25 protein-coding genes are annotated in these 24,952 nt (G+C 40.9%); 22 read left to right on the top strand and 3 right to left on the bottom strand.

Going from position 1 to position 24,952, the window contains the following annotated elements; translation table 11 throughout:
• Positions 1-302: 302 nt before the first annotated feature.
• Complete coding sequence (gene mafR / locus I6N95_RS25340; protein ID WP_209532737.1) at positions 303-1,760, bottom strand: global transcriptional activator MafR; 1,458 nt, start codon at positions 1,758-1,760, stop codon at positions 303-305.
• Between the two features lie 325 nt (positions 1,761-2,085).
• Between mafR and I6N95_RS25335 the strand changes: the two genes are divergently transcribed.
• Entirely contained in the window at positions 2,086-3,600 is a 1,515-nt protein-coding gene (locus tag I6N95_RS25335; RefSeq protein ID WP_209532736.1) for a flavocytochrome c, read from the top strand.
• A 1,946-nt stretch (positions 3,601-5,546) separates the two neighbouring features.
• Here the strand turns inward: I6N95_RS25335 and I6N95_RS25330 are convergent.
• Positions 5,547-6,149, bottom strand: a complete 603-nt coding sequence (locus tag I6N95_RS25330; RefSeq protein WP_209532735.1) for a histidine phosphatase family protein — start codon at positions 6,147-6,149, stop codon at positions 5,547-5,549.
• Positions 6,150-6,390: 241 nt separating this feature from the next.
• Between I6N95_RS25330 and I6N95_RS25325 the strand changes: the two genes are divergently transcribed.
• The 7 genes from I6N95_RS25325 (at position 6,391) to I6N95_RS25295 (ending at position 13,100) form a co-directional block, all read left to right on the top strand.
• The gene (locus I6N95_RS25325; RefSeq protein ID WP_209532733.1) at positions 6,391-6,705 is read left to right on the top strand and encodes an ArsR/SmtB family transcription factor; all 315 of its coding nucleotides are present in this window, start codon (positions 6,391-6,393) and stop codon (positions 6,703-6,705) included.
• 119 nt (positions 6,706-6,824) lie between these two features.
• Positions 6,825-8,012, top strand: coding sequence for an NADH-dependent flavin oxidoreductase (locus I6N95_RS25320; protein WP_209532731.1), 1,188 nt, complete (start codon positions 6,825-6,827; stop codon positions 8,010-8,012).
• Between the two features lie 178 nt (positions 8,013-8,190).
• The gene (locus I6N95_RS25315) at positions 8,191-10,164 is read left to right on the top strand and encodes a BglG family transcription antiterminator (protein ID WP_209532729.1); all 1,974 of its coding nucleotides are present in this window, start codon (positions 8,191-8,193) and stop codon (positions 10,162-10,164) included.
• A gap of 39 nt (positions 10,165-10,203) precedes the next feature.
• On the top strand, positions 10,204-10,650 hold the full coding sequence (locus tag I6N95_RS25310) for a PTS sugar transporter subunit IIA (RefSeq protein ID WP_209532727.1): 447 nt from the start codon (positions 10,204-10,206) through the stop codon (positions 10,648-10,650).
• A 50-nt stretch (positions 10,651-10,700) separates the two neighbouring features.
• The gene (locus I6N95_RS25305) at positions 10,701-10,979 is read left to right on the top strand and encodes a PTS sugar transporter subunit IIB (protein ID WP_209532725.1); all 279 of its coding nucleotides are present in this window, start codon (positions 10,701-10,703) and stop codon (positions 10,977-10,979) included.
• Positions 10,980-11,099: 120 nt separating this feature from the next.
• Positions 11,100-12,347, top strand: a complete 1,248-nt coding sequence (gene ulaA, locus I6N95_RS25300) for a PTS ascorbate transporter subunit IIC (RefSeq protein ID WP_209532723.1) — start codon at positions 11,100-11,102, stop codon at positions 12,345-12,347.
• A 12-nt stretch (positions 12,348-12,359) separates the two neighbouring features.
• Complete coding sequence (locus tag I6N95_RS25295) at positions 12,360-13,100, top strand: sugar isomerase domain-containing protein (protein ID WP_209532721.1); 741 nt, start codon at positions 12,360-12,362, stop codon at positions 13,098-13,100.
• A 57-nt stretch (positions 13,101-13,157) separates the two neighbouring features.
• Here I6N95_RS25295 and hisJ read toward each other — a convergent pair whose 3' ends face one another.
• Entirely contained in the window at positions 13,158-13,982 is an 825-nt protein-coding gene (gene hisJ / locus I6N95_RS25290; protein WP_209532719.1) for a histidinol-phosphatase HisJ, read from the bottom strand.
• 226 nt (positions 13,983-14,208) lie between these two features.
• Here hisJ and hisZ point away from each other — a divergent pair, with 226 nt between their 5' ends.
• The 14 genes from hisZ to I6N95_RS25220 all read left to right on the top strand — a co-directional run bounded on the left by hisZ (position 14,209) and on the right by I6N95_RS25220 (position 24,926).
• Positions 14,209-15,405: an ATP phosphoribosyltransferase regulatory subunit gene (gene hisZ, locus I6N95_RS25285; RefSeq protein ID WP_209532717.1), complete on the top strand. Its 1,197-nt coding sequence runs from the start codon at positions 14,209-14,211 to the stop codon at positions 15,403-15,405.
• Positions 15,398-16,042: an ATP phosphoribosyltransferase gene (hisG, locus tag I6N95_RS25280; RefSeq protein ID WP_209532715.1), complete on the top strand. Its 645-nt coding sequence runs from the start codon at positions 15,398-15,400 to the stop codon at positions 16,040-16,042. Before hisZ ends, hisG begins: the two co-directional genes overlap by 8 nt.
• A complete protein-coding gene (hisD, locus tag I6N95_RS25275; protein ID WP_209532713.1) occupies positions 16,043-17,329 on the top strand; it encodes a histidinol dehydrogenase in 1,287 nt (428 codons plus the stop codon).
• Positions 17,326-17,913 carry an imidazoleglycerol-phosphate dehydratase HisB gene (hisB, locus tag I6N95_RS25270; RefSeq protein WP_209532712.1) on the top strand — a complete coding sequence of 196 codons (588 nt, stop codon included), beginning with the start codon at positions 17,326-17,328 and terminating at the stop codon, positions 17,911-17,913. Before hisD ends, hisB begins: the two co-directional genes overlap by 4 nt.
• The gene (gene hisH, locus I6N95_RS25265) at positions 17,914-18,522 is read left to right on the top strand and encodes an imidazole glycerol phosphate synthase subunit HisH (RefSeq protein ID WP_209532709.1); all 609 of its coding nucleotides are present in this window, start codon (positions 17,914-17,916) and stop codon (positions 18,520-18,522) included. It abuts the gene before it with no gap.
• On the top strand, positions 18,519-19,235 hold the full coding sequence (gene hisA / locus I6N95_RS25260) for a 1-(5-phosphoribosyl)-5-[(5-phosphoribosylamino)methylideneamino]imidazole-4-carboxamide isomerase (RefSeq protein WP_209532707.1): 717 nt from the start codon (positions 18,519-18,521) through the stop codon (positions 19,233-19,235). The genes hisH and hisA overlap by 4 nt, the downstream gene beginning before the upstream one ends.
• Positions 19,235-19,996, top strand: coding sequence for an imidazole glycerol phosphate synthase subunit HisF (hisF, locus tag I6N95_RS25255; RefSeq protein ID WP_209532705.1), 762 nt, complete (start codon positions 19,235-19,237; stop codon positions 19,994-19,996). Before hisA ends, hisF begins: the two co-directional genes overlap by 1 nt.
• Entirely contained in the window at positions 19,990-20,316 is a 327-nt protein-coding gene (gene hisI, locus I6N95_RS25250; RefSeq protein ID WP_209532703.1) for a phosphoribosyl-AMP cyclohydrolase, read from the top strand. Before hisF ends, hisI begins: the two co-directional genes overlap by 7 nt.
• Positions 20,309-20,629, top strand: a complete 321-nt coding sequence (gene hisE, locus I6N95_RS25245; RefSeq protein WP_209532701.1) for a phosphoribosyl-ATP diphosphatase — start codon at positions 20,309-20,311, stop codon at positions 20,627-20,629. The genes hisI and hisE overlap by 8 nt, the downstream gene beginning before the upstream one ends.
• A 14-nt stretch (positions 20,630-20,643) precedes the next feature.
• A complete protein-coding gene (hisC, locus tag I6N95_RS25240; RefSeq protein ID WP_209532699.1) occupies positions 20,644-21,717 on the top strand; it encodes a histidinol-phosphate transaminase in 1,074 nt (357 codons plus the stop codon).
• A gap of 320 nt (positions 21,718-22,037) precedes the next feature.
• On the top strand, positions 22,038-22,706 hold the full coding sequence (locus tag I6N95_RS25235) for a DUF5680 domain-containing protein (protein ID WP_209532697.1): 669 nt from the start codon (positions 22,038-22,040) through the stop codon (positions 22,704-22,706).
• Positions 22,707-22,881: 175 nt separating this feature from the next.
• Positions 22,882-23,403, top strand: coding sequence for a hypothetical protein (locus I6N95_RS25230; protein ID WP_209532695.1), 522 nt, complete (start codon positions 22,882-22,884; stop codon positions 23,401-23,403).
• Between the two features lie 182 nt (positions 23,404-23,585).
• Entirely contained in the window at positions 23,586-24,059 is a 474-nt protein-coding gene (gene tnpA, locus I6N95_RS25225; RefSeq protein ID WP_209532693.1) for an IS200/IS605 family transposase, read from the top strand.
• A 486-nt stretch (positions 24,060-24,545) separates the two neighbouring features.
• Positions 24,546-24,926: a hypothetical protein gene (locus I6N95_RS25220; RefSeq protein WP_209532692.1), complete on the top strand. Its 381-nt coding sequence runs from the start codon at positions 24,546-24,548 to the stop codon at positions 24,924-24,926.
• Positions 24,927-24,952 lie beyond the last annotated feature (26 nt).

The raw sequence follows: 24,952 nt of genomic DNA, 5'->3' as shown, positions 1-24,952 counted from the left end.
AGCGAAAAATAGTGAGATAAAAAACCGGCATGGATACGCGACCAGTCAAAGTGATGGTCTATTTGGCATGACCGTTCAGGCAGCCACGACGTTGTTTGTAACGAATTTAAAAAGAATCATGACTCTGATGAATGAATAAAAGAGAATAAAATAAGGGTCAAATCCCAAAATCAGGGATTGGACCCTTATTATTTTATCTCTAAAGATTAAAACGAAAGAAATCTATTCGTTTTTCAGCAGCTTACTCGAAGGGATCACTGTTTTTTTGGCTCATAAGGAAGAGCTCAAGAACCTAATTGCTATCATAGCCCAGAAAAGTATAGATAGGCAAAGTGTTCTTTGATACTGTTAATTTCTTTTTTTGTGGGAATTGTGGAAATATAAAAGACTTTATTCGGTATGTTTTCTTCAATGGGGTGATTGCTGACAACCACATCTTCTTCGTCTAAGTCACAACCTAATAACTCTTCAATTTCGATGGAAACCAACGAGAGGCGTCCACCGAAAATAGCATCCAGTTCATTTGCCAGATAGGCTTTCCAAGCCGGTTCTCCTTGATATGAGAAGTAAACATGGCGTCGGGCACTAACCTCTTGGCTAATCGCTTCGGCCAGTAATAAGACAGCTGAACTAATAAAATGATCAGGGTAAACTAGCGACTGATAAAATGGAGAATCCGCTAAGTGTTTAGCAAGTAATTGCCAGTAATTAGCATAATTTTGTTTCCCGTAATTAAGCACCTCCAAGTGAGCTAAGACAAATTTTTCTGACAGACTTGTTGATTCAGTGTATTTCAAAAAGAGCAATAGCAGGTTTTTCGCAAAGAACGTCTTGTTTAAATCTACTGCTAAATCATTAGATAATTGATGGACAATGGCATCACATGATTGTTGAAGATCTTGATAATGACGACGAATAAAGTCTTCGGTTTTAACCGGAGGTACCTCACTAAAATTCCAACTTTCAATAAAACAATAAAAAGCAAAGAATCCCTCTTCACCATCTAGATAAATGCCTTCCCGCTGATAAAGCTGTGTTAAATAAGGCGCAAAAAGCTTAAACAAGGGGTCACTCATGTCTACTTGCTCAATATCAATCCGACAATTAGCTTTAATGCGAATGGTGTTAATAAAGTACCAGCAAATTCCCCAGATGTTTTCAAGTGATGGGGCGAGTTGATCTCGATCCAACTCTTTTAGAAATTGATGATAAAAGCTTTCATGAATGGGGTAATCATCAAAAAAGAAATTAGCGTGAGTAAAGGGCAATAGTAAACGATGATAAAAGATGCGAATGTCAGCTTCAGAGCCGACTAAGGTTACCTTGCCTTTAGTCGAAATCTTTAGTTGATAAGGCCGCAACTCTTTATTTAGAAAGCTTATCAGGCGACGCAAACTCTCTGTTGACGTTCCTAATTTGGTGGCTACGGCTCCACTGGTTAGTTTGTGACCGCGAAAAAGCAGTTTTAGTAGCTGAAAACTGATCGATTGCTCCACTAATTCTTCCCAGAGGCTGGAAATTGGCACGTCCGCTTGACGTTTTAAGACAATGCCTGAATTCCCTAAAGAGTCAATTTGCCATCCCTGAGGTAGCGAGTCTCGTAAACTTTGAATATCTGTTGAAATTGTCCGTGCAGAAAAGCCGATCTGATCAGCAATCTCTTTAACTGTTACGGTTTCAGAATTAGTTAGAAACTCTAAGATACTAACTTTACGAGCGATATCTTTTTCGATGATTAAACTTTGGGCGAATTGATACATGGAAAGACCTCCTATTGTTCTCAGAAATCCAAGGTGATGGTTACTAAGAAGGCTGTTGCTGATTAATAGTATAACACTTTATAGGCCTTATCGAAAAGCTAGAACCTTCGCCATGAAAAAAAGTTATTCTGAAAAAGCTCTAATATAAGGCGTTTCCTTATGAGAAAGCAATAAGGAATCAGAGACATGATTGAAGTTTCACAATCTTTTTGTTAAACTGTAATTGTGAAAAAAATAACTTGTAAATTTACTGCAATTAAGAAGAGGTTGGCTTGATTATTCAGGAATTTTAAGTTAAAGACAGTTCAAATCAGGAGGAAATTAGATGAAAAAGATTGGTATCGGGCTACTTTCATTCGTATCAGTGATGATGTTAGCAACAGGTTGTGGGAAAACAGAAAAGGCAACGACTGAAACAAAAGAAACGACTGAAAAGACAGATGCTACCTCAGGAGCTTCTGAGCAACAAAAAACATCACTAGATGAATTGAAAGATAGCTATGATGTTGTGATAGTCGGTGCTGGCGGTGGTGGTATGGCAGCAGCCATTGAAGCAAAAGAAAAAGGCATGAATCCAGTGATATTTGAAAAAATGCCTGTTGCAGGTGGTAATACAGTTAAAGCTTCTGCAGGAATGAATGCCTCTGAAACGAAGTACCAAAAGGCAGAGGGGATCGAAGATACGAATGATTTGTTTTTTGAGGAGACTTTAAAAGGCGGCAAAGGGACAAATGATCAAGAACTATTACGTTATTTTGTTGATCAATCATCATCAGCTATCGATTGGCTAGATTCAATGGGAATTGAATTAAGCAACTTAACAACGACTGGTGGCATGAGTGTCAAACGGACTCACCGTCCTGCCGATGGGTCAGCTGTTGGTCAATACTTAGTCGATGGATTGTTACGAAATGTTTATGAACGGGAGATCCCATTGTTTACTGATGCTGATGTGACCGAAATTGAAGAAAAAGATGGCGTCGTGTCAGGTGTTAAAGTGGCATTTAATGGGAAAGATGAAAAAGTCATTTCAGCGAAAGCCGTTGTGGTGGCAACAGGTGGTTTTGGTGCCAATCTGGATATGGTAACGGAATACAACAAGGAGCTTGAAGGTTTTGTCACGACGAATCAAGCAGGTAGCCAAGGTGATGGCATCAAGATGATTGAAAAATTAGGTGGCGCCACAGTTGATCTGAAAGAGATTCAAATTCACCCGACAGTTGAACAAGAGACGTCCTTTTTAATTACCGAAGCGGTTCGCGGCGAAGGAGCCATTCTCGTCTCTCAAGCTGGCAATCGATTTATCAATGAATTAGAAACACGTGACACTGTCTCTGCTGCCATTATTGGCTTAAAGGAAAAAGCGGCTTATTTAGTTTTTGACGCTGGTGTGAAAGAGCGAGTAACAGCTATTGATTTTTATGAAAAACAAGGATTTGTCAAAAAAGGTGACACAATTGAAGACCTAGCAAAAGAAATAGGGGTAGAGCCAGGGACCTTGACCAGTACGCTTGATACATGGAACACTAGTGTCAAAGAGCAAAAAGACGGTGAGTTTAATCGAGAAACCGGGATGGATCATGATTTATCCAAAGGCCCTTATTATGCTATAAAAATTGCTCCAGGCATCCACCATACCATGGGTGGTGTTAAGATTAACACTAAGACCGAAGTGTTAAAAGAAGATGGTTCGGTTATTAAAGGCTTATATGCTGCCGGTGAAGCTGCTGGTGGTCTTCACGGTCAAAATAGAATCGGTGGTAATGCCGTGGCGGACATCATTATTTTTGGGCGCCAAGCCGGTGATCAATCAAGTGAGTTTGTCAAAGCTTTAAAATAAGAAATAACGTGGCAAGTTGTCTGATTTCAGGCAGCTTGTTTTTTTACTCGATAGTAAAGTATAAAACTTTCTCTGTATCGCAGTTTGGATCTAGCTTCACGAGGCAACACCTAAATATATTACTTTCAGGGCTGAACACTTCGTTCAGCTTTTCTAAAGGAGGAGACGTCCTCATAGTTCAAGTTAGTTCGTTTGATATCAGTACTGAGAAACGTCATTTGAAGACAGGCTCGTCGGGGTGAATATAACGAAACTTGAGATGAGTGATGACATCACTCCCTCCAAGTTTTAAGTGTAGCCAAAGGCTGCTGTATCAAGGTTTTTATTTTGTGGTTTGACGATCAAACCTCAAAGGATGAGTGATAGCATCACTCATTAAATAACGATTTCAGAATTATCTTTAAAAGGTTGATTTCCGCTTGATAATATAACGAAAGAGCAAATGAGTGATTTTGTCACTCATTCCAAGATTTTAGTGTAGCTAACTGGTGTTATATCAAGGTTTTTATTTTTCGCTTGACGATCAAACCTCAACGGATGAGTGATAGCATCACTCATTAAATAACGATTTTTAGAATTGTCTTTAAAAAGTTGATTTCGCTTGATAATATAACGAAAGAGCAAATGAGTGATTTTGTCACTCATTCCAAGATTTTAGTGTAGCTAACTGCTGTTATATCAAGGTTTTTATTTTTCGATTTGACGATCAAACCTCAACGGATGAGTGATGGCGTCACTTATTAAATAACGATTTTCGGAATTATCTTTAAAAGGTTGTTTCCCGCTTAATAATATAACGAAAGAGTGAATGAGTGATTTTATCACTCATTCCAAGAATCCGATGTAGCCAAGGGCTGTTATATCAAGGTTTTATTTTTTCGATTTGACGATTAAACCTCAACGGCTGAGTGATGGGATCACTCATTAAATAACGATTTTCGGAATTATCTTTAAAAGGTTGCTTCCCGCTTGATAATATAACGAAAGAGCAAATGAGTGATTTTGTCACTCATTCCAAGATTTTAGTGTAGCTAACTGGTGTTATATCAAGGTTTTTATTTTTCGCTTGACGATCAGACCTCAACAGATGAGTGATGTGATCACTCATTAAATAACGATTTTTGGAATTATCTTTAAAAGGTTGTTTCCCGCTTAATAATATAACGAAAGAGTGAATGAGTGATTTTGTCACTCATTCCAAGAATTCGGTGTAGCTAAGGGCTGTTATATCAAGGTTTTTATTTCTCGTTTGACGATTAAACCTCAACAGATGAGTGATGTGATCACTCATTAAATAACAATATTAAAAATTTTCTTTAAAAGGTTGTTTTCCAAAAAATAATATAACAAAAGAGCAAATGAGTGATTTTGTCACTCCCTCCGAGTTTTCAGTGTAGCTAAAAGCTGTTATATCAAGGTTTTTGTTTTCCGATTGACGGTCAAACCTCAACAGCTGAGTGATGACATCACTCATTAAATAACATATTTTTAAATTGAGATAGAGGCTAGAATGCGAATTTTAACTGTTATTATTTTCCTACCTAACAGATGACAGTTGGTCCATGTCCTCGCACTGTTACTGTTATAAGACTGTCTAGTCAGATGTCAAAATTAAAGTGTGCAATGACAAAGTAAAAATGACTGAAAGTAAATTGTTTTTCAAAGGCGGAGTATGCTCATTTATTTTCGGCTGATGGTCAGCTTCCTTTACGACTGTGTTCTATCTGATAACTGTGGCGCAAAATCCTGGGAAATGGTCAGTTCTTTCGCTTATTTTTTTTCATCTTCACTCATAATATGAAATGAAACAGTCAGTTTTCGCCTTTTAGGAACTCTTAATAGTTTCTTTAGAATTGATTGGATAATCCGAAAGAAATCAGATAAAACTTAAGGAATTGACTGGGAAATTCACCAGTCCTTAACCGCTTTACGAGATCATTGGGTTGTTACGTGTAATGCTCAAAATCATCTGTACAATAGCTGATTTTCTGGTTTTTTAAGCGATAAAATCCTTTTTGAGGAACGTCTTGCTCAAGGGTGTTAGTTTCCTCAAGGTTGGCGTATGCCCCTCTTAGAATTCGGCCTAAAAGACCGTGGTTCACAACAATGGTGCATTTTTCTGAGTCAATATCTTTCAAGCAATTGCGGCAGCGAGTCATCACAAGGTCGTAACACTCGCCAGTTGGTGAGTGAAAGTACCAATGAAATTGATTGGCAGTCGCTAATGTTTGAGGATAGTCCTGTTTAAGCTCGGAAAAACTGTGGCCTGACCAGTCGCCTAAATCAACTTTTTGAAGTCGTTGGTCGATGATCACATCGTCAAAGGGATAATTTAAGTATTGGTATAAAATTTTGGCACTTTCCATCGCTCGACCTAAGGGGCTCGAGTAAATCTTAATGTTCTGCGTATCTGTTAACTGTTGTTTAAGTAAGACACTGTTTTGGGAGACTTGGGCGCGATCTAGGGGAGTCAAGGGAGAATCTAAAAGCCCTTGGTATTTGCCTAGTTTATTGAACTCGGTTTCACTATGACGTAATAGGTCAATCATCTTTCAACTTCCTGAATGTGGCTTACTTTAATTTTACCATAGTCAGGGCTGGTGAAATTCTAAAAAAGAGTAAAAATGTTTAAGATATGCATAAGATGTTGAACTAGAGCCCTTTGTAGCAGGGAGTGGTTTGAGCAAGCTATTTTTTACTGTTGGCATGGTCAGTACTTGCTATGGCTCGGTGGAAATGATAAAATGACGTGAACTTGTTGGTAGTTATGAAGAAAGCGGTGTTGCAAAGATGATAAACCAAAATACCTTTAAAGCCTTAGCGAATGATAACCGTTTGGAAATGTTAAGATGGCTAAAAAAACCTGAAGCATACTTTGATAAACCGACTGCGATTTTACATGCTAATCTATCGACAAAAGGCGGTGTGTGCGTCGGGGATATTCAAGATAAATCTCACTTATCCCAATCGACAGTGTCGTCATATTTGCAAATCCTGCAAGATGCTGGTTTTTTGGAGTCTGAACGTCACGGTAAACACACGTATTACAGGCGAAATGAACCGTTTATTAAGGCCTTTTCTCAGGCGATTAATCAGGAGTTATAAAGGAAATGACTTAGGAATAATTTAGTTCTTAAGTTATTTTTTGAGCTTACATATTGACATATCGAGAAAAGTCGATATAATCGAAAGTGTTAATAAATAGATAGTGAAAGAGGCGCTCGATGATGTCAAAGTATCAATTTTTAGAATCTTATAGGTTTAAGAATGGCATGACAGTCAAAAATAGAATTGTGATGGCTCCAATGACCACGATGTCTAGTTTTCATGATGGACAGGTCACGAATGATGAGGTTGCCTATTACGCCGCACGGGCTGGTGGGCCAGGGATGATTATTACAGGGGTAGCCAATGTATCCGAATCAGGTAAAGGCTTTGAGGGTGAACTAAGCGTAACAGATGACCGTTTTATTCCTGGTTTAGCGAAGGTGGCAGCCGCCATTAAGCAAGATGGGACAAAAGCCATTTTACAAATTTTTCATGCCGGTAGAATGTCGAATTCCAGTATCTTACGTGGGAAGCAGGCAGTCAGTGCCAGCGCCATTGCCGCGGCGAGAGCAGGGGCGGAAGTGCCTAGAGAATTGACTGAAACGGAGATCTTAACGATAATTGACGAGTTTGGTCAGGCCACAAGACGAGCAATTGCAGCTGGTTTTGATGGCGTTGAGCTTCATGGAGCCAATACGTATTTGTTGCAACAATTTGTCTCTCCCCATTCAAATCGCCGAACCGATCGCTGGGGAGGCAGTTTTGAAAAGCGTCTGGCTTTTCCTTTGGCGGTCATAGCTAAAGTAAAAGGAATCATTGCAGAAGCGGCAAAAGAGCCTTTCGTCTTAGGTTATCGGTTTTCACCTGAAGAGTTTGAAACACCGGGCATTCGCTTTAGCGACACACTAGCTTTCGTCAAGAAAGTCAAGTCAGAGCTGGATTATTTACATATTTCCTTAGGGCATGTTTGGCGGACGCCGATGAATGACCAGAGCAATCAACTGCCAGTGGTAACTTCCATTAAAGAAGCGATCGGTGAGTTACCCTTAATTGGGGTGGGATCACTTGAAACGCCTGAGGAAGTTGAAAAGGTTTTGGCACAGGGCGTGGAGTTTGCGGCTCTCGGTAGAGAATTAATTCGTGAACCAAAGTGGGTTCAGAAAGTGATCCGTCATGACCAGTCAAGTATTCGCTATAAGATTTCGCCGAGTGATTTTGATGAATTGACGATTCCTAGAGCGATGCAACACTACTTGCAGACTTCTTTTCGTGAGGTGATTCATTTGAGTACTGATGAGACTACGGAATCAAATGCTTATCTGAAAGAAGTGGCACCGATGGAAGGTTACGAAAAAAAATTATAATAGTAGATGAATAGCTAACTGTAGAAATTTTGCAGTTAGTTTTTTTGTGCTGAACAAGAACTTTAAGGGACCTGTTCAGTTGTTTTACCGAAAAGGGGGTAGAGCTTTGTTCTATTAAGAATGAGTAAAGCCATGTAAACTATGATTAATCCTTAAGAAAACTGGGGGAGGTGGATAAATGAAAAATAAGCGGATACAGGAGATGCTTATTACCTTAGGCAAGACTGGGCGAGTGTCTGATTTGAGCAATTGGGCAGAGGTCTATGGTGTATCAAAACGAACCATTCAAAATGACCTTCAAAAAGTGAGTGAGATTATCGCGTCAGATTATCGCTTAGAGTTAGTTAAGTCAGGATCAGAAGCGTATTTGCTTGAAGGGGAGGTCAGTCTGCTAAAAAAATTCCAAGAGGAACTTTTGGAAAAGGGGCTAGTCGACTTTTCTCAAACCAACAACCGTCAATTGGCGATCATCAAGAAATTGTTGCTGTTAAACGAAATCGTTTCTTATCGGCAATTGTCAGAATTATTTTATGTCAGTCGGAGTTCAATAGCGGCTGATATGAAGCAGGTGAAAAAATATTTTAACAGTAGTCCAGTTCCTTTAACCATCGATCATTTAGGGACTTCTTTTAAAGGTGACGAATACGCGATTCAAGGAGTTTTGCGGCATTTTATTAGTGAATATACTTGGAGCCAATCCAGCGATGAAGAGTTGATGATACAACTGTACTACTATTTTTTTGAAGCAGACTTAGTGGATGACTTGCGACAAATCCACAGCTCTTTCTTAAAAAAAATCAAAACTCAAATCAGTGATCAAAATGCTCGCAATATCCAAACCGCGTTGATTGTTTTAGTTTGCCGAGGAAGGCATCATCATCGGTTGGAGAAGCCAATGACGATCGATTATTCTTATGAACAATTAAGGGACATGACGACCTATTTGTTTGCTTTAGATATTTCCCAACAAGTTGAAGCAAAATTGGGTGTTGTTTTTTCTAAGAATGATTTGCTCTACCTTAACAAAATACTGATAGCCAGTGGGGTTGAACCAGTCAATTTTCTAGTTGAAACCAATGGAACCTATCAGCGCTTCATAAGTGAAGCGGTCAGTAAGATGTCAGTATCTGTTGGAATCAATTTACGGGATGACCAGCTGTTACATGAAGGATTGGTGACTCATATTATTCCCATGATTTATCGCATTCAGAATAATAGTCAGATTAAGAACCCCTTACTAGCTGTTATTAAATCGAAGTACAGCGTGATGTATGGCTTGACTTGGTTTGTGATGATGGACTTGGAAAAGGAATTGGCGATTAATCTTTCAGAAGATGAGGTCGCATTTATCATGGTCCATTTCCAAGCAGCAATTGAAAGGAAACGTCAAACCTTAAGAGTTCTATTTGTTTGTCCCAATGGCTACGGTACATCGTCTTTATTGGCCAGCCAAGTTCGTCAGGTTTTACCGAATAGTGAGAGTTATGAAACGCTGTCATTAAATCAACTTGAAGAGAACGATTTATCTGGTTTTGATTTTATCATTTCAACGATTACTTTGGCAGTTCCTGACAATAAAATTATCAAAGTCTCTCCTATTTTAACTCAACGAGACGTTAAAACAATCTTGGATAAATACGGTGATTGGTTTATTGAGCGAAGCGCCTATTTTAAGGCCCCTGCGACCTTAAGTGCCGCTAATTCGCTGATATTGGATGTATTACAGTTGTCGGACATTTATGTCAATCAACACTATGACTCCAAAGCGGAAGTATTGGATTTTTTATGCACTGAATTGGAACAAGAAGAACACGTGACGTCAGAATTTAGGCAATCTATTTTTGGCAGAGAATCGTTGGCCCCTACTAATATTAGTAATGGCGTAGCCGTTCCTCATGGGAATCCCCACTATGTTCGGCGGTCAAAGGTTAAGATTGTTGTTAATACCCACAAAATCCCTTGGGGAGAAGAAGATATTGACGTGGTGATGATGCTAGCAATTAATAAAGAAGATGTTGCTTATGTTGAACCAATGCTCATGAGGGTATTCAAAATGATTTATGATCGTGAAACAGTTGAAGCTGTTTTTCTTAAAAGCGATCGGCAACAAATTTTTCACAGTATTTTATTCGATGATGAGCAGGAACAATGAGTCAACAGATAGAGAGAATGGTCAAAGGAGTATACAAAAATGGCACAAACAGATTTAGGAAAATTATTAACTAGGGAACGAATTAAGCATGTGACAACACTGTCCTCATGGCAAGAAGCGACGGAAATCGCAAGTCAGCCATTAGTCACAGCTGGGGCCATTGATGAAAGTTATGTGGAAAGCATGAAGCAAAATGTCTTAATCAATGGCCCTTATATGGTTTTAACTGATTATTTTGCTTTAATGCATGCTAAGGCAGGTGCGGGCGTTAATGAGATGTCGATGTCGTTATTAGTGACAGATGAGCCGATTGATCTGGCAGGAGTACCCGTTAAGTTATTCTTAGTTTTAGGGGCAATTGATCATGAGGCCCACATTGCCGCTTTAGCGCAAATTACGTCAATATTACTAAACCAGGATGCTTTTGATACTTTCTTAAGTGGTGACATTGATGCGATTTTAACCATTATTAATAACACTCAATAGCCAATGACACTATTGAGCCAAGATCGCGATGTGAAAGGAGGTGGAATAAAATGAAAATTTTAGCCGTATGTGGGTTTGGTGTGGGATCATCCATGGTCCTAAAAATGACGTTACAAAAGGCTGTTGCCGAATTGGGCCTTGAAGCAGAGGTTGAAAATACAGACGTTAGCAGTGCAAAAGGAAGCCAAGCAGATGTTATTTTTACCAGTAATGAGTTGCTGGATGAATTGAAAGGTTCAACTAAGTCACCGATCTATCCGATTAAAAAGTACATGGATTTAGTCGAGGTTAAAGCCGCTTTGGAAGCGTATTTAAGCACACAAGCGTAAGTTGTGAACGCCTAAACTCTCAAGTCAGTTGCTAAAGACTCAAGAGTTTAGGGGACTTCGGCTGTTCATCGTTGTCTGGGGTGCGACTGTCAGATAAATAAAAAAATGGAGGGTTCTAACATGGATTTTATTGCAAACAATATACTAAAAAATCCGCCGGTTTTACTGGGGTTAATTGCAGCACTTGGATTAATTGTTCAAAAGAAAAACATTTCAGATATTATTAAAGGTTCTTTATCCGCCGCTTTTGGCATGGTTATTTTAAATAAAGGTGTGGAAATGCTAGTTGGGACGATTGCGCCGATCAATGTTGCCTTTCAATCAACTCTGGCAAGCGGAGGGACCGCCACTGAAGGGCTAAATGACATTACCTTTACGGCAGCTCATGGCGGTGATGTAGGCCTGGCAATGTTCTTAGGTTTAATCTTGCATTTAGCGATTGCTCGCTTCACGCCAATTAAAACGATCTTTTTAACAGGTCACATGTTGTGGTGGTTCCCGTTTGTTTTCGTGGCCGCAGGTGTTGAAGGAGGGATGAGTGGTACGCCTTTGATCATCTTTGGCGCAGTTTGCTCCGCTTTGTATTGGTCTGTTATGCCTTGGATTTTACGGAAGTATGTCTGGGATGCCACTGGCGATCAAAGCTTTTTACTTGGTCATCCAACAGGTTTCTTAAGCTTAATTTCCGGCTTTGTTGCCAAACGAGTCGGTAATAAAGAGCGCTCTACGGAAGACCTTAATGTTCCTAAGAGCCTGTCTTTCTTTAGAGAAATTTCTGTAACTGGTGGCATTGTGATCGCTTTAATGTATGGCGTGATTGGCTTAGCCATTCCGTCGCTAGTGGAAGAGGGCGGTAATTTAGTCATGACCGCGATTAACAATGGGTTGATGTTTGGCGCAGGTTTACTGGTGATGTTATACGGTGTCAGAATGTTGATCAATCAAATTATTCCAGCCTTCCAGGGAATCTCTGAAAAGCTGATTCCCAATGCGATTCCAGCTTTTGATTGCCCCATTATCTTTAACTACAAACCAAATGCCGTTATTATTGGTTTTATTGTGGCCATGATTACCTCAACAGTGATGATTGTCATCGCCAATGCCACAAATATGTTTGGCGTTCTTCTGGTACCTTTAGTGATTACGAGCTTCTTTGAATGTGGTGCGGCTGCAGTGATTGGTGAAGGACAAGGTGGCTTACGAGGTAGCATCATCGGAACAGCCGTTGCGTCGATTGTGATGGTTTTACTCATGGGGATTTCTGTGGCCATGTTCAGCGGGACCATTTCTAATTGGTTACTTATTTTTGGTGGGAATGATTTTTCTCTCTTTGGTCCGCTAGCGAAATTACTTGCAACTATATTTTAATGAGGTGTGATGATGAGACTACAATATTTTGAGATGATTAATGAACTGTTACAAGTAGTAGAAAAAGCAGAAGCAACAACTATGGCAGAAGCGACAGACTTATTAGTTGAAGCGATTGAGCAACGACGCTCGATTTATATTTTCGGCGCCAGTCATGCTGGTATTTTAGTTCAAGAGATGTTTTACCGGGCTGGCGGTTTGATGAGTATTAATCCGATTTTTGGTAAGGAAATCATGTTGGATAATCAGCCGATTACGTTGACGAGTCAAATGGAGCGTTTACCAGGATATGGCACTATTTTAGCTAGTCAGGTCGATTTTCAAAAGGGGGATGTCTTAATCCTTCACTCTGTATCTGGACGTAATCCTGTGACCATAGAACTGGGAATGGTGGCTCAAGAAAAAGGTGCCAGTGTTATTTCGCTGACAAATATGACTTATTCTAAAGCCACAACCTCTCGCCATCCCTCAGGTAAGATGCTCTACGATGTCAGTGATGTGGTGATTGACAATCACGGTGAAATTGGTGATGCTAGCTGTCAAATTGTTGGCATTGAGCAACGAGTAGGGCCGTCTTCGACAGTTATCGGCGCGACTATTTTAAACGCAATTGTCGTCGAAGTTTGTCAAAGACTTGTCGATCATGGCATGAGCTATCCGCCGATCTTTTATTCTGCTAATTTAGATGGCGGCGATGAACTCAATCAAGAGTTATACGAGACTTATCAGGAAACGATTCACTACCGCTATTAAAAAAGAAGCATCTACCGGATTTGGGTAGGTGCTTCTTTTGTTGATGATAGAAAAGGTTTATATGTTACTAAAGCGCTGATAGTGTCTACCGACTTCAGCAATGCTATGGGCATCGGAACCGAAGACAAAGGGAATACCTAAAGCTTGGGCTTCTTTAAGGATGTCAGCAGAAGGGTATGTCTGTTGGTAGAAGGGTTTGTCTAAACCTGCCGTATTAAAATCCAATTGATACTTTTTCTGGGCGATCTCGGCTAAAAGCTCTTTTAGGTACTGGCGGTTGGTTTGAGAAAAGGCCGTATCTTGTGGAAAGAACTGTTCAAATTTTTGAATCAACGTCATGTGACCAAGGCGTTGAGGTTTAAAAGGTCCAAGATCGGCTGTGAGAGATTGGTGGATCAAGTTGAAATACTCCTGATAGATTGTAGGAAAGTCTTGGTAGTGAGAGACTAAGCCTGTTTCGAATTCTTCTGGCGTGTAATCAAGACACCACCAGCCTCCTTGTCCCGCTTGAAAGTGAACCGATAAGATACCGTCTTGGGTGCGAGGTCCGTACTCCGTCAGAAAATCCTTGGTCCAATTTTCAAATAATGGCAAATAATCCATTTCAAAGCCAATCTTAATGTTGAGATCACTGGCGTATTTTTGTTGCAACCCCTCCATCGTGGTGAAATATAAAGGCAGATCGTTGAATGACATGCTGGCTGTTTGGAGACCTTGGGGCTCGCCAGCGTAGACTTCTGCAAAGTCTGGTGGTAAGGGAGCATGTTCGGTAATGGCGTATTCTTTAAAGCCTAGCTTAATCGCCTGTTGAATCATTTTTTCAACAGGTTCAAAACTGCCGTGGGGGCAAAATTCGGTGTGTGTATGACCATCTTTTTTCATATAAAGACCCTCCATCTCTATTGACTATTTTGTAAATTATACCACTTGCTTGTGTTAAATTGGTAAGAAGTCGTTAGATTATGCTGGAAATTAACAAAATTTGAATTTTTATTCGCAAAACAGTTTACTTTAGTCGTGATAATTGCTAGGATAGACATAATATTCTGTGAGTTCTATCATTTTAATTTTAAATGTTTTTAATCTAAGTTTAATGAGGGGTGACATGATGAAATGGAATCGTAGCTTACCAAATGGCACGAAAGACAAATTATTTAAGGAGGCCAGTTTAAGCCATCAACTTGAAACCTTGGTTAATCACCATTTTAAGAGGCGCGGTTATCAACGCATTGAAACCCCCTTGATTGAGTTTGAAGAGGTGTTTGATGGGATGGCTCAAAAAGCCACTTCCCGGTATCGTTTTTTTGATGATCAAGGACGAATTGTTGTCTTGCGACCTGATATGACCTTACCAATTGGCAGAGTAATCAGTACCACAGGGGTGATACCACCAGTTCAACTTTTTTACAGTGGCAAAGTATTCCGCGTCAATAAAGGCCACTCAGGGGAATACAATGAGCAGCTGCAAGCTGGTATGGAATTAATCGGGTACGATTCTTTGAAAGCCGAAACAGAATGTCTAGTAAATGCCATTGAGGTGTCACAAAAAAGTGGCTTGACAGATTTTCAAATTGAATTAGGCCATGGGGCGATTTTTAAAACGATCATGGCTGAATTAGCCTTAAGGGGCAAAGAGGCAGAGCAGTTTAAATGGTTATTGCAAAGTAAAAATTCACCAGGCATGCAAACCTTCTTAATTGATTACCAAGAACATGAGCTATATCCGCTAGTATCTAGATTGCCGCGACTTTTTGGTGATGAAGAAATGCTAAAGGAAGTGACAAGTCTGACGACCCACGGCACTATTTTAGCTGTCGTTAAAGAGCTTGAAACGTTGATTAAACGTGTAAAACAATTGTACCCAGAACAGCCATTAACTGTTGATATCGGGTTAGTTCAGGCGTTTCAATACTACACAGGGATAACGTTTAAAGGGTATACCGATCAGTCACCAGATGCCTTTTTAAGTGGTGGCCGTTATGACAATTTATTGACCGAATTTTCAGTCGATCCGGTGCCAGCGGTTGGTCTGGTGTTTTATTTGGATCGGATCATCTATATCAAAGAACGAAAAGGAGAGCTGCGTAAGCCGCGCGGCACCCAAACGTTAATTCATTTTGAAGATGATTGTTTACAGGTAGCAGAGGCTTTACTTGCCAAAGAACCTGATAGTAGTTTGAGCTTACATCAAGAGTTGGAAGAGACCGTAAATCACGCGCGGCAGTGGCATATTCCCCGAGTCCTCTGTGTGAGTCAAGCTGGTGTAATAGAACAGGTGATGGAAGGAGGAGGAAGCGATGCCTAAATTAAAGATCGCCTTAACAAAAGGCCGTATTGAGCAAAAAACCATTGATTTATTAGAAGAAATCGGCATTAACTGTGACTTTTTACGTCACAAAAAACGTAAATTGGTTTTTGAAAGTCCCTATGATGATTATGAATTTATTTTAGTCAAAGCTGTCGATGTGTTGACTTATGTCCAACAAGGCGTGGCTGATATTGGGATTGTCGGCAGTGACGTTCTTTATGAAGATGAAAATGAGCATTATGAGATGCTGGACTTAGAAATAGGGAAGTGTCAGTTTTGCGTCGCCTCCACCCCTTCTTATGAAACAACGGATTACCGGCGCAAGATTATTGCCACCAAATACCCCAACACAGCAGCGCGTTATTTTCAAGAGAAAGGTGAAGACATTGAAATCATCAAAATAGAAGGTTCCGTCGAAATTGCGCCTTTACTAGGGTTAGCCGATGCCATTGTCGACATTGTTGAGACGGGCGATACCTTAAGGGAAAATGGCTTGATTATCTTTGAAGAAATGATGCCCATTTCAACGCGCTTAATTGTTAATCGAGTCTCTCTCAAGCGAAATAAGCAAGCGGTGTGCCAGTTAGTGGATCAGCTGGAAGCCCATATTCAACAAAAGAAAGTAGGGGTCTAGATGAAGATTATCAGTGGAAGTTTGATGGAGCTTAGCGCTCATCTGGCTCGTCAAACTGACAGTCAGGACGATGCCGTTATTGAAGAACGTGTCAAAGCGATTATTGCTGAGGTCAAAGCGAAAGGGGATCAGGCGTTATTTAGCTATACGGAGCAGTTTGATCAGGTGGCCTTGGCTAAACTTAAATTGGATCTAACGGAAATCGAGCGAGGTTATCAAGAAACAGCCCCTGAAGTGGTTCAGGCCCTAGAAGCGGCCAAAGCCAATATTACCTCATTTCATCTAAAACAAAAACAGAGCGGGTTTGTGGATGCTGAAAAAGCTGGTGTCATTCGTGGGCAATTAGTTTTACCCATTGAAACAGTGGGAATTTATGTCCCTGGTGGCACTGCCCGCTATCCTTCTTCTGTGCTAATGAATGCTCTGCCCGCCAAAATTGCCGGCGTCAAACGGATTGTCATGGTGACGCCGGCTTCACCAGAAGGCTTGCCGCCAGGGCTTTTAGCCGCTGCTAAGATCTGTGGCATCGAGGAAATTTACCAAGTGGGTGGCGCCCAAGGAATTGCCGCTTTAGCTTTTGGGACAGAAACAATTCCGAAAGTCGACAAAATAGTCGGACCAGGTAATGTTTATGTGGCAACGGCTAAGAAAATTTTATTTGGAACAGTGGCAATCGACATGATCGCAGGACCTTCAGAGGTAGTCGTGCTGGCCGATGAGGCAGCCAATCCAGCCTTTATCGCAGCAGACTTGCTGTCTCAAGCAGAGCATGACGTGTTGGCCCGAGCCATTTTAATTACCACCAGTCAATTGATAGCAGAAAAAGTTAATGAAGAGCTAGAGAGCCAGTTAGTGACGTTACCTCGAGGGGCAATTGCTCGTGAAGCTCTTGACAATCACGGAGCTATCTTCGTTGTGGAAGATGTGACCAGTCAATTTGCCTTAATGAATCAGATTGCACCGGAGCATCTGGAAATCCAATTGGCAGATCCGCTAGCTCATCTTAGTCGGGTGAAACATGCAGGCTCTGTATTTTTAGGCGCCTATGCTTCGGAACCTTTAGGGGATTATTTAGCTGGGCCTAATCACGTGTTGCCAACAAGTGGAACCGCCCGTTTCTTTTCTCCTCTCGGCGTGGAGGATTTTGTCAAACGAACGGCTTTTATTTCTTATACGAAAGAAGCGTTGGCGGCAGAAAAAACAGAGGTGATGATCTTAGCCCGTGAAGAGGGGCTTGAGGCTCACGCTCGGGCGATTCAAGTGAGATTTGAGGAGGAGAAAAAATGAGAGAAGGATCATTAGTCAGAACGACGGCAGAGACAGCCATCACCCTTTATTTAGCATTAGACGAGGCCGATCCTGTTTGTGAAATTGCCACCGGCATTGGTTTTTTGGATCACATGTTGACTTTATTTGCCCGACACAGTCGGATTAGTTTTAGCTGTCAGGCCAATGGAGACTTGGAAGTCGATGGTCATCATACAGCAGAAGATATTGGCATCGTACTTGGCAAATGTTTGAAAGAAGCCTTAGGAGATAAGTCTGGCATTAACCGATACGGCAATGAATACGTGCCGATGGATGAAAGTTTAGGGTTTGTTGCTTTGGATTTAAGCGGGCGTTCGTATTTGGTTTTTGATGCGGAATTTGATAACCCAAAATTAGGTGACTTTGATACCGAATTAGTAGAGGAATTTTTTCAAGCAGTCGCCTTTAATGCAGAGATGAATTTGCATATGAAGGTGTTGTACGGTAAAAACACTCACCATAAAATCGAGGCTTTGTTTAAAGCTTTTGGCCGGGCATTGCGTCAAGCGATTGAAGTTAATCCTAATATTAAAGGGGTCAACTCAACTAAGGGAGTGTTGTAAATGATGGTCATTGTTGATTATGATACTGGCAATACCCGTAGTTTAAGCATGGCCTTTGAAAAAATTGGGATGCCGACTCTGATTTCCGATCAAGCAAGTGATATTTTGCAAGCAAAGGGGCTTGTTTTACCAGGGGTTGGTGCCTTTCCTAAAGCGATGGAAGCCTTAAAAGAGCGCGGGTTAGTTGGGCCTATTCGTGAGGCCGTGGCCAATGGCACACCCCTTTTAGGAATCTGTCTGGGAATGCAATTACTCTTTGATTACAGTCTCGAATACGGTGAGACGGCTGGTTTAGGCTTGATTCCGGGGAAGGTGCTTCCCTTTCCAAGGGAATTAGCTTTGCGAATTCCCCATATGGGGTGGAATTCACTACAAGTGACAAGGGCGGATTCGCTAGTTGCTGGGGTGGAAGATGAGTTTGTTTATTATGTTCATTCCTATTATGTGGATTGCCCAAATGAGTACGTGTTAAGTTCAAGTGATTATGGTGTTAATGTGCCTGGGATTGTTAAAAACAACCATGTTTACGGAATGCAATTTCACCCTGAAAAAAGTGGTGAGGTTGGTCTGGCATTATTAAGTGGCTTTAAGAAAGTGGTGGAAGCATGATCGTATATCCGGCAATAGACTTAAAAAATGGACAATGTGTCCGCTTATATCAAGGTGATTTTGCTCAAGAGACAGTCGTTAATCCCGACCCTTTAAAACAGGCCAAAGCATTTGCTGAGGCTGGGGCAAAGGCGTTACATATCGTGGATTTAGATGGAGCCTTAACTGGTGATTTAACCAATTTGAAGGTGATTCAAGGGATCTTAACCGTGGTTGAGATTCCGATTCAAGTTGGCGGTGGCATTCGTTCGTTGGAGCAGATTGCGACCTATTTGGAAAGTGGGGTTTCGCGGGTTATTATCGGCTCAAAGGCTGTAGAAGACCCAGCGTTTGTGGCAGCAGCGGTCCGCCAATATGGGGATAAAATTGCTGTGGGAATTGATGCCAAAGAGGGGCTAGTTGCCACTCGCGGCTGGCTGGATGTCTCTGAACAGGATTATCTAAGCGTCGCAACTGAAATGGCAAAACTCGGGGTTGAAACAGTTATTTTTACAGATATTGCCAAAGATGGTACTTTATTAGGGCCAAATTTGGAACAGCTTGGGGCGCTAGCGGAAAAGGTGCCACAGTTAAAGCTGATTGCCTCAGGGGGCATTAGCTCACGAGCGGATCTAGAAGCGGTTAAGGCGCTGGGGGTAGCGGGCGTGATTTCCGGAAAAGCCTTATACAATGGCAATCTGACGATGACAGATGTGGTGGAGGTGGGAGAATAATGTTAACGAAACGGATTATTCCTTGCTTGGATGTGACAGCTGGTCGTGTGGTCAAAGGCGTTAATTTTGTTGATTTACAAGATATTGGTAACCCCGTTGAAATTGCCAAAGCTTATTCAGAAGCGGGGGCCGATGAATTAGTGTTTTTAGATATTACAGCGACGGTTGAAGAACGAAAAACCATGGTGGAAGTGGTTCGGGAAACGGCGGCTGAAGTTTTTATCCCGCTGACTGTTGGTGGTGGTATCCAATCTGTTGATGATATGCAAGCTTTGTTACGGGCAGGGGCGGATAAAATTTCCTTAAACTCGGCGGCCTTGAAGCGCCCGGCGTTGATTCAAGAAGGGGCCGAAAAATTTGGCAATCAGTGTATCGTCGTGGCCATCGACAGCAAATATGATGTCGCTAGTCAAAGCTGGCACGTCTTTAGTCACGGCGGGCGTGTTGATACAGGCTTAGACGTCATTGCTTGGGCAAAACAAGCAGTGGCTTTGGGCGCAGGTGAAATTTTATTGACTAGTATGGATGGTGACGGAACCAAGGACGGTTATGATTTGGTCTTAACCAAGGCGGTGGCAGAGGCGGTTACGGTGCCTGTGATTGCCTCAGGTGGCTGCGGCAACGCTCAGCATATGATTGACGTCTTTCAGCAAACAGAGGCCTCTGCGGCACTAGCAGCCTCTATTTTTCATTATGGCGAGTTGGCAATCGCGGATATTAAGCGAGAATTAAAAACAGAAGGGGTGGCGGTTCGATGGTAACACCAGATTTTTCCAAAGGCTTAGTCCCAGCCATCATTGTCGATGAGCAAACAAAAGATGTGCTGATGCTAGCTTATATGAACGAAGAAAGTTACCAGCAAACACTGGCAACCAATGAAACTTGGTTTTATTCCCGTTCTCGTCAGGAACTGTGGCATAAAGGGGCTACTAGTGGCCATATTCAAACAGTCAAGCGAATTCAACTGGATTGTGATCGAGATACCTTGTTGATTGCGGTTGATCAAAAGGGTGTTGCTTGTCATACTGGGGCCCGTAGTTGTTTTGTTCAGAAAATCAGGGAGGTTGAGGGTCATGAATAGTATAAATGAACTGTATCATGAGATTGTCATGCGACAAAAGACGCCTAAAGAAGGCTCTTACACGACTTATTTATTTTCTAAAGGTCTGGATAAAATCTTGAAAAAAGTTGGCGAAGAGGCGACGGAAGTGGTGATTGCGGCCAAAAATCGCAATCGGGAAGAATTAATTGCTGAGAGCGCCGATTTAGTGTATCATTTGACGGTTTTATTAGTTGAGCAAGGGATTAGCTTAAGTGAGCTTGAAGTTGAATTAACAAGCCGTCAAGGCAAGATAAGCAAAACGCAAGATCGAGCTGAAATTACGGAGTTATAGAGAGGAGCAAAGGCATGAAAGAAAAAGCGACACTGGCTAGTTTAAGCCCTTATGTTCCAGGTAAGCCAATGGCTGAGGTCCAAGCAGAATACGGGATTGCCAAAGTGGTGAAGCTGGCGTCAAATGAAAATCCTTTTGGCTCGTCCCAGAAGGTTCAGGCCGCGTTAAAAGACGCGCTAACAGATTTAGAATACTATCCAGATGGTGGCGCTAAGGAATTAAAAGCTAAATTAGTCGAATTTCACGGTGTTAAGGAAAGTCAGTTGTTGATCGGCGCTGGTTTAGATGATGTGATTCAAATTATTTCCCGCTCTCTGCTTAATTCAGGTGATGAGATCATTGTTGCAGATCCGACCTTTTCTCAATACGAGCTACATGCAGTGATCGAAGGCGCCAAGGTTATCAAAGTACCAGTTGATGACAAGGGGCAGATGGACTTGACTGGCATGCTGACGGCCATTAGCGAGCGGACCAAAATTATTTGGTTGTGCAATCCTAATAATCCGACAGGGACGTATCTGCCTCAGAAAGAAATTGCCAATTTTATCGCAAGAGTTCCTGAAGATATTCTAGTTATCAGTGATGAAGCTTACCAAGAGTACGTGACAATCGAAAAAGAAAGCAGTAGCTTGCCCTTATTGTCAACTTATTCTAACTTATTGGTCATGCGCACCTTTTCGAAAGCCTACGGATTAGCTGGCTTACGAATTGGTTATGCGATGATACCCGAGGCTTTAAATCGAGCCTTTGAGATCGTTAGACCGCCTTTTAATACGAGTAGTTTAGCTCAACGAGGAGCAGTTGTCGCCTTAGAGGATCAGGGATTTATTGAGCAAACCGTGGCGGTTAATCAAGTTGAATTGGCCAAATGGGAATCGTTTATGTTGGAACAAGGGTTGCCTTATTATCACTCACAGGCCAATTTTATCTTTTTTGACACCCAACAAGATAGTCAGTTAATTGCTAAAAAATTGCTAGAAGATGGCTTTATCATCAGAGCTGGTTTGCGAACAGGCTGGTTACGGATTACCATTGGTCACAAAGAAGACAATCAGCAATTAAGAGACCATTTGGTTAAATTATTATAAATAGATCCCTCCCGTAACATAATCCGAACAGATTGTTCCCTTGGCTTGTCGACATAAGGACTGATCGTCTTCACTTTGAATTTGTTGAGATCGCAGCTTTGCGTAGTGATTATTGAATCGGAACTAGTGGTGAATGGAGTGAGAATATTTCTCACTCTTTTTGTGCTTACCGCAATGACGGATGTCCATGGCTAAACCAAACTAAGAGATCTGCAAAGACAAGGTGTCAAAAATGACGCTGACAAGTGCTTGTTTAACTCCCGGGGATCATCTACACTTAAATCAACAAAGAACACCAATATCGCACAAGGAGGCAGTCAATGTTTAATGAGAAAATAAGGAGCTTAAGAAAAGCAACTGGCATATCCCAAGAGGAGTTGGCCGAAAAGTTGGACGTGACGAGACAAGCTGTAACTAAATGGGAAAGCGGGTTTGTTTTTCCAGATATATTAAACTTGATCAAAATGAGTGAGCTGTTTAAGGTGACGATTGATTCCTTAGTGAAAGAAGAAGCTTGTGGTGGTCAAGAGCTAGCTGATAAACAAGACATGGATCTTTGCCAAGCCTTTGTTCATTCAGCTAAATTACAGACATATGCGGTCAATGGGCAACCAGAAAGCTTAACTCTACGGCAAGGGTCAAAGGACTACCGTTATCAATTAGACGACTATAGTTACCACGATAGTTATCTTGGAAATGAACTATTTGTGGGAGAAGAAGTGGTTTATCATCAACAGCAACCAATTTGGTCCTTGTCCTATGCTGGCAACGTCTTAAGCCAGCGTTTTTCGTCCTCATTTTTAAAAGAAGCTTTAGGTCAAGTCCCTAGTAATCGACCCTTCAGAGGACCTAATCACTATCACCAAGGGAAATACTATTACCAATGTCAAAATCAAGGTGATTTTAAGTGGTTTCAAGGCAGTGAAGTGATCTTTTACGAACAAGAAAAAGTCTTTGAATTGTTTTTTCATGGCGGTGAGTTGACATAAAGTGTGAACGACTGTGAATGCGACCTAAATATTTTTTTATAAAATATGACATTCGTTTAATAAACCTCCCTTATATTTGCTATAATAGAAAATGTAGATCACGTCTTTTGATCGTTCAGAAAGGCTGATCTGTTTTTTTAACTGAGATAGTTAGTCATACAAGGGAGGCGTTAAGATGTTTCATATTAATTACAAATTGTTTAATCAAGATCAGGAAAAATTTAAAGGAGAATCTGGTTATTTTCAGTTGATTTTTAATCAATCTGAATACGGGGTGTTTTTACAACATGAATTAGAGGTTTTTTCCGTATCGGTTTATCAGTGGTTTCATGATTTATTGGAAGCGGCCACCTTGCTGAAAGAACAGTCACCTGTATTTGTTAAAGATCCAGATGTTCTGAGTGCTTGGATTGAATTGAGAAAACTAGACTCGGAAGTTATTTCTATCTGTGAAGTCCACTCAGGTCACCTCTACGGTCAAGAAGCTGTTAGATGTGAGGAATTAGCAAGACCAACATATCCTAGAGGAAGCCACAACTTTGTTTCAATCAAATTATTTAACAGTGAATTATTGGAAAAAGTTCAACAGTATGTCCACCAATTAAAACGACTTAATTCCAGCGATCACCCAGCAGTGTTAGCACTGGAGAGCTTGATGACAGAGCTTGAAGTGTCTCAAATCAATCAGGCGATGTGACAATGAACTGGCAGTAGGTGTCTCAATGCGTGAGCAATGGAACTTTTTTTATATGTTTTGAAAACCACCTGCTATGCGGGTGGTTCCTTAGAGCTTCCAGCGAGGTATAAAAAAAGCCTCCTAAAATGTTAAACTGATATTGGTTTCCCGACCGTATCATTAACATTAAAGGAGGTCCCTTTATGAAAAAGGACAATCAAAGTTTATCACACACCGTATGGAAATGTAAGTATCATATCGTTTTTGCGCCTAAATACCGTCGCCAGATCATTTATGGCAAGTACAAGAAAAGCATCGGAGAAATCATTCGACTTTTATGTGAAAGAAAAGGCGTTGAAATACTCGAAGCAAATGCCTGTCGAGATCACATTCATTTACTAGTAAGTATTCCACCAAAGTTAAGTGTATCGGGCTTTATAGGTGACTTAAAAGGAAAAAGTAGTTTAATGATTTTCGATAGACATGCGAATTTAAAGTACCGCTATGGTAATCGTAAGTTTTGGTGTCGTGGCTATTATGTCGATACCGTTGGCCGCAACAAAAAACAAATAGAAGAATATATTCGTAATCAAGTACAAGAAGATCACGTAGCAGATCAGCTGACGTTATTTGAGGAATATGATCCGTTTACAGGCAATAAAAATAGCAAAAAATAAAAAAGAATGAGATTCTTTTAGAATCAGTGAGAAAAAGTGGTGCGTGAAGGAGACCCGCTCAGGAGGCCTTTTAGGCCGTGGCCGGTAAAAGAGGCTTCCAGCCGAAGAGCAAACCTCCAGTTCTCACTGGAGGTTTTGATTGAATAACAGGCATTTTAAAAGGAGGAACTATGGAAATCACCTTATTGAAAAAAGATGACTTAGAATTTGGTGTTACGACGGAGTTTAGCGGTAAGTTACTATATACATTGTGTTAAATAATCAGACATATAGTTCCATTGGATAATTCGCATAATCATTCGTCAAGAGTGATACTTTCAGCTTTTTTCTAGCTGGAAGTTTAACGGTAAAGAAGGATTATTTAATAGGAACTATATAGCACCAATTATTAAAAATGTCCTTTTAAAAGCAGAAACTAAGTGGGATGATTATGACGAAGTCTTTCATTGTACTCAGCTCATTGAGAGTATTAGGGAAACTCAAACGATGGTGACTGACTTTCATTTTATTCGCCAAAACCAACAAATAATCGGTGTGCTACTCGGGACCCGAGGAGAGCTAGATTATCGCTTATTTTTTCAAGAAGTGGCACTACTGGAGCCAAAGGGTAAAGAAGTAGTTATGCTGAATTATTTTCATATTGCACCAGAAGGTCGAGGGAACGGCCAATTTTGGTTAAAAGAGATTATTTTGAAGTACTATCAAAACGAAGGGCTGAGTAAAGCCTATATTAAATCCTCTCATCCCCAGGTCTTTTCTTTGTATCAACGTTTAGGCAAGCAAATTGGCGAGTACAGCAGTTTAAGTGACAATGGCTTATTTGAGCGGCAAGGAAGAGTATTTGAATTATCTCTTAAGGAAGAGTAGGACGTGGGGGAGTTCTTCTGCTCAAA

Source organism: Vagococcus allomyrinae (assembly GCF_017829975.1).
Lineage (GTDB): Bacteria > Bacillota > Bacilli > Lactobacillales > Vagococcaceae > Vagococcus_D > Vagococcus_D allomyrinae.
This window is presented reverse-complemented; position numbering and strand designations above follow the sequence as displayed.

Excerpts from the sequence above, each read along its gene's own strand:
- I6N95_RS25235 (WP_209532697.1), top strand. The coding sequence starts at position 22,038 with ATGTTTAATGAGAAAATAAGGAGCTTAAGAAAAGCAACTGGCATATCC.
- hisA (WP_209532707.1), top strand. The coding sequence starts at position 18,519 with ATGATCGTATATCCGGCAATAGACTTAAAAAATGGACAATGTGTCCGC.
- I6N95_RS25305 (WP_209532725.1), top strand. The coding sequence starts at position 10,701 with ATGAAAATTTTAGCCGTATGTGGGTTTGGTGTGGGATCATCCATGGTC.
- mafR (WP_209532737.1), bottom strand. The coding sequence starts at position 1,760 with ATGTATCAATTCGCCCAAAGTTTAATCATCGAAAAAGATATCGCTCGT.
- hisH (WP_209532709.1), top strand. The coding sequence starts at position 17,914 with ATGATGGTCATTGTTGATTATGATACTGGCAATACCCGTAGTTTAAGC.
- hisJ (WP_209532719.1), bottom strand. The coding sequence starts at position 13,982 with ATGAAAAAAGATGGTCATACACACACCGAATTTTGCCCCCACGGCAGT.
- hisC (WP_209532699.1), top strand. The coding sequence starts at position 20,644 with ATGAAAGAAAAAGCGACACTGGCTAGTTTAAGCCCTTATGTTCCAGGT.
- hisE (WP_209532701.1), top strand. The coding sequence starts at position 20,309 with ATGAATAGTATAAATGAACTGTATCATGAGATTGTCATGCGACAAAAG.
- I6N95_RS25310 (WP_209532727.1), top strand. The coding sequence starts at position 10,204 with ATGGCACAAACAGATTTAGGAAAATTATTAACTAGGGAACGAATTAAG.
- hisI (WP_209532703.1), top strand. The coding sequence starts at position 19,990 with ATGGTAACACCAGATTTTTCCAAAGGCTTAGTCCCAGCCATCATTGTC.
- I6N95_RS25325 (WP_209532733.1), top strand. The coding sequence starts at position 6,391 with ATGATAAACCAAAATACCTTTAAAGCCTTAGCGAATGATAACCGTTTG.
- I6N95_RS25330 (WP_209532735.1), bottom strand. The coding sequence starts at position 6,149 with ATGATTGACCTATTACGTCATAGTGAAACCGAGTTCAATAAACTAGGC.
- I6N95_RS25220 (WP_209532692.1), top strand. The coding sequence starts at position 24,546 with ATGGTGACTGACTTTCATTTTATTCGCCAAAACCAACAAATAATCGGT.
- I6N95_RS25320 (WP_209532731.1), top strand. The coding sequence starts at position 6,825 with ATGATGTCAAAGTATCAATTTTTAGAATCTTATAGGTTTAAGAATGGC.
- hisG (WP_209532715.1), top strand. The coding sequence starts at position 15,398 with ATGCCTAAATTAAAGATCGCCTTAACAAAAGGCCGTATTGAGCAAAAA.
- hisF (WP_209532705.1), top strand. The coding sequence starts at position 19,235 with ATGTTAACGAAACGGATTATTCCTTGCTTGGATGTGACAGCTGGTCGT.
- tnpA (WP_209532693.1), top strand. The coding sequence starts at position 23,586 with ATGAAAAAGGACAATCAAAGTTTATCACACACCGTATGGAAATGTAAG.
- I6N95_RS25295 (WP_209532721.1), top strand. The coding sequence starts at position 12,360 with ATGAGACTACAATATTTTGAGATGATTAATGAACTGTTACAAGTAGTA.
- hisZ (WP_209532717.1), top strand. The coding sequence starts at position 14,209 with ATGAAATGGAATCGTAGCTTACCAAATGGCACGAAAGACAAATTATTT.
- ulaA (WP_209532723.1), top strand. The coding sequence starts at position 11,100 with ATGGATTTTATTGCAAACAATATACTAAAAAATCCGCCGGTTTTACTG.
- I6N95_RS25315 (WP_209532729.1), top strand. The coding sequence starts at position 8,191 with ATGAAAAATAAGCGGATACAGGAGATGCTTATTACCTTAGGCAAGACT.
- I6N95_RS25335 (WP_209532736.1), top strand. The coding sequence starts at position 2,086 with ATGAAAAAGATTGGTATCGGGCTACTTTCATTCGTATCAGTGATGATG.
- hisB (WP_209532712.1), top strand. The coding sequence starts at position 17,326 with ATGAGAGAAGGATCATTAGTCAGAACGACGGCAGAGACAGCCATCACC.
- I6N95_RS25230 (WP_209532695.1), top strand. The coding sequence starts at position 22,882 with ATGTTTCATATTAATTACAAATTGTTTAATCAAGATCAGGAAAAATTT.
- hisD (WP_209532713.1), top strand. The coding sequence starts at position 16,043 with ATGAAGATTATCAGTGGAAGTTTGATGGAGCTTAGCGCTCATCTGGCT.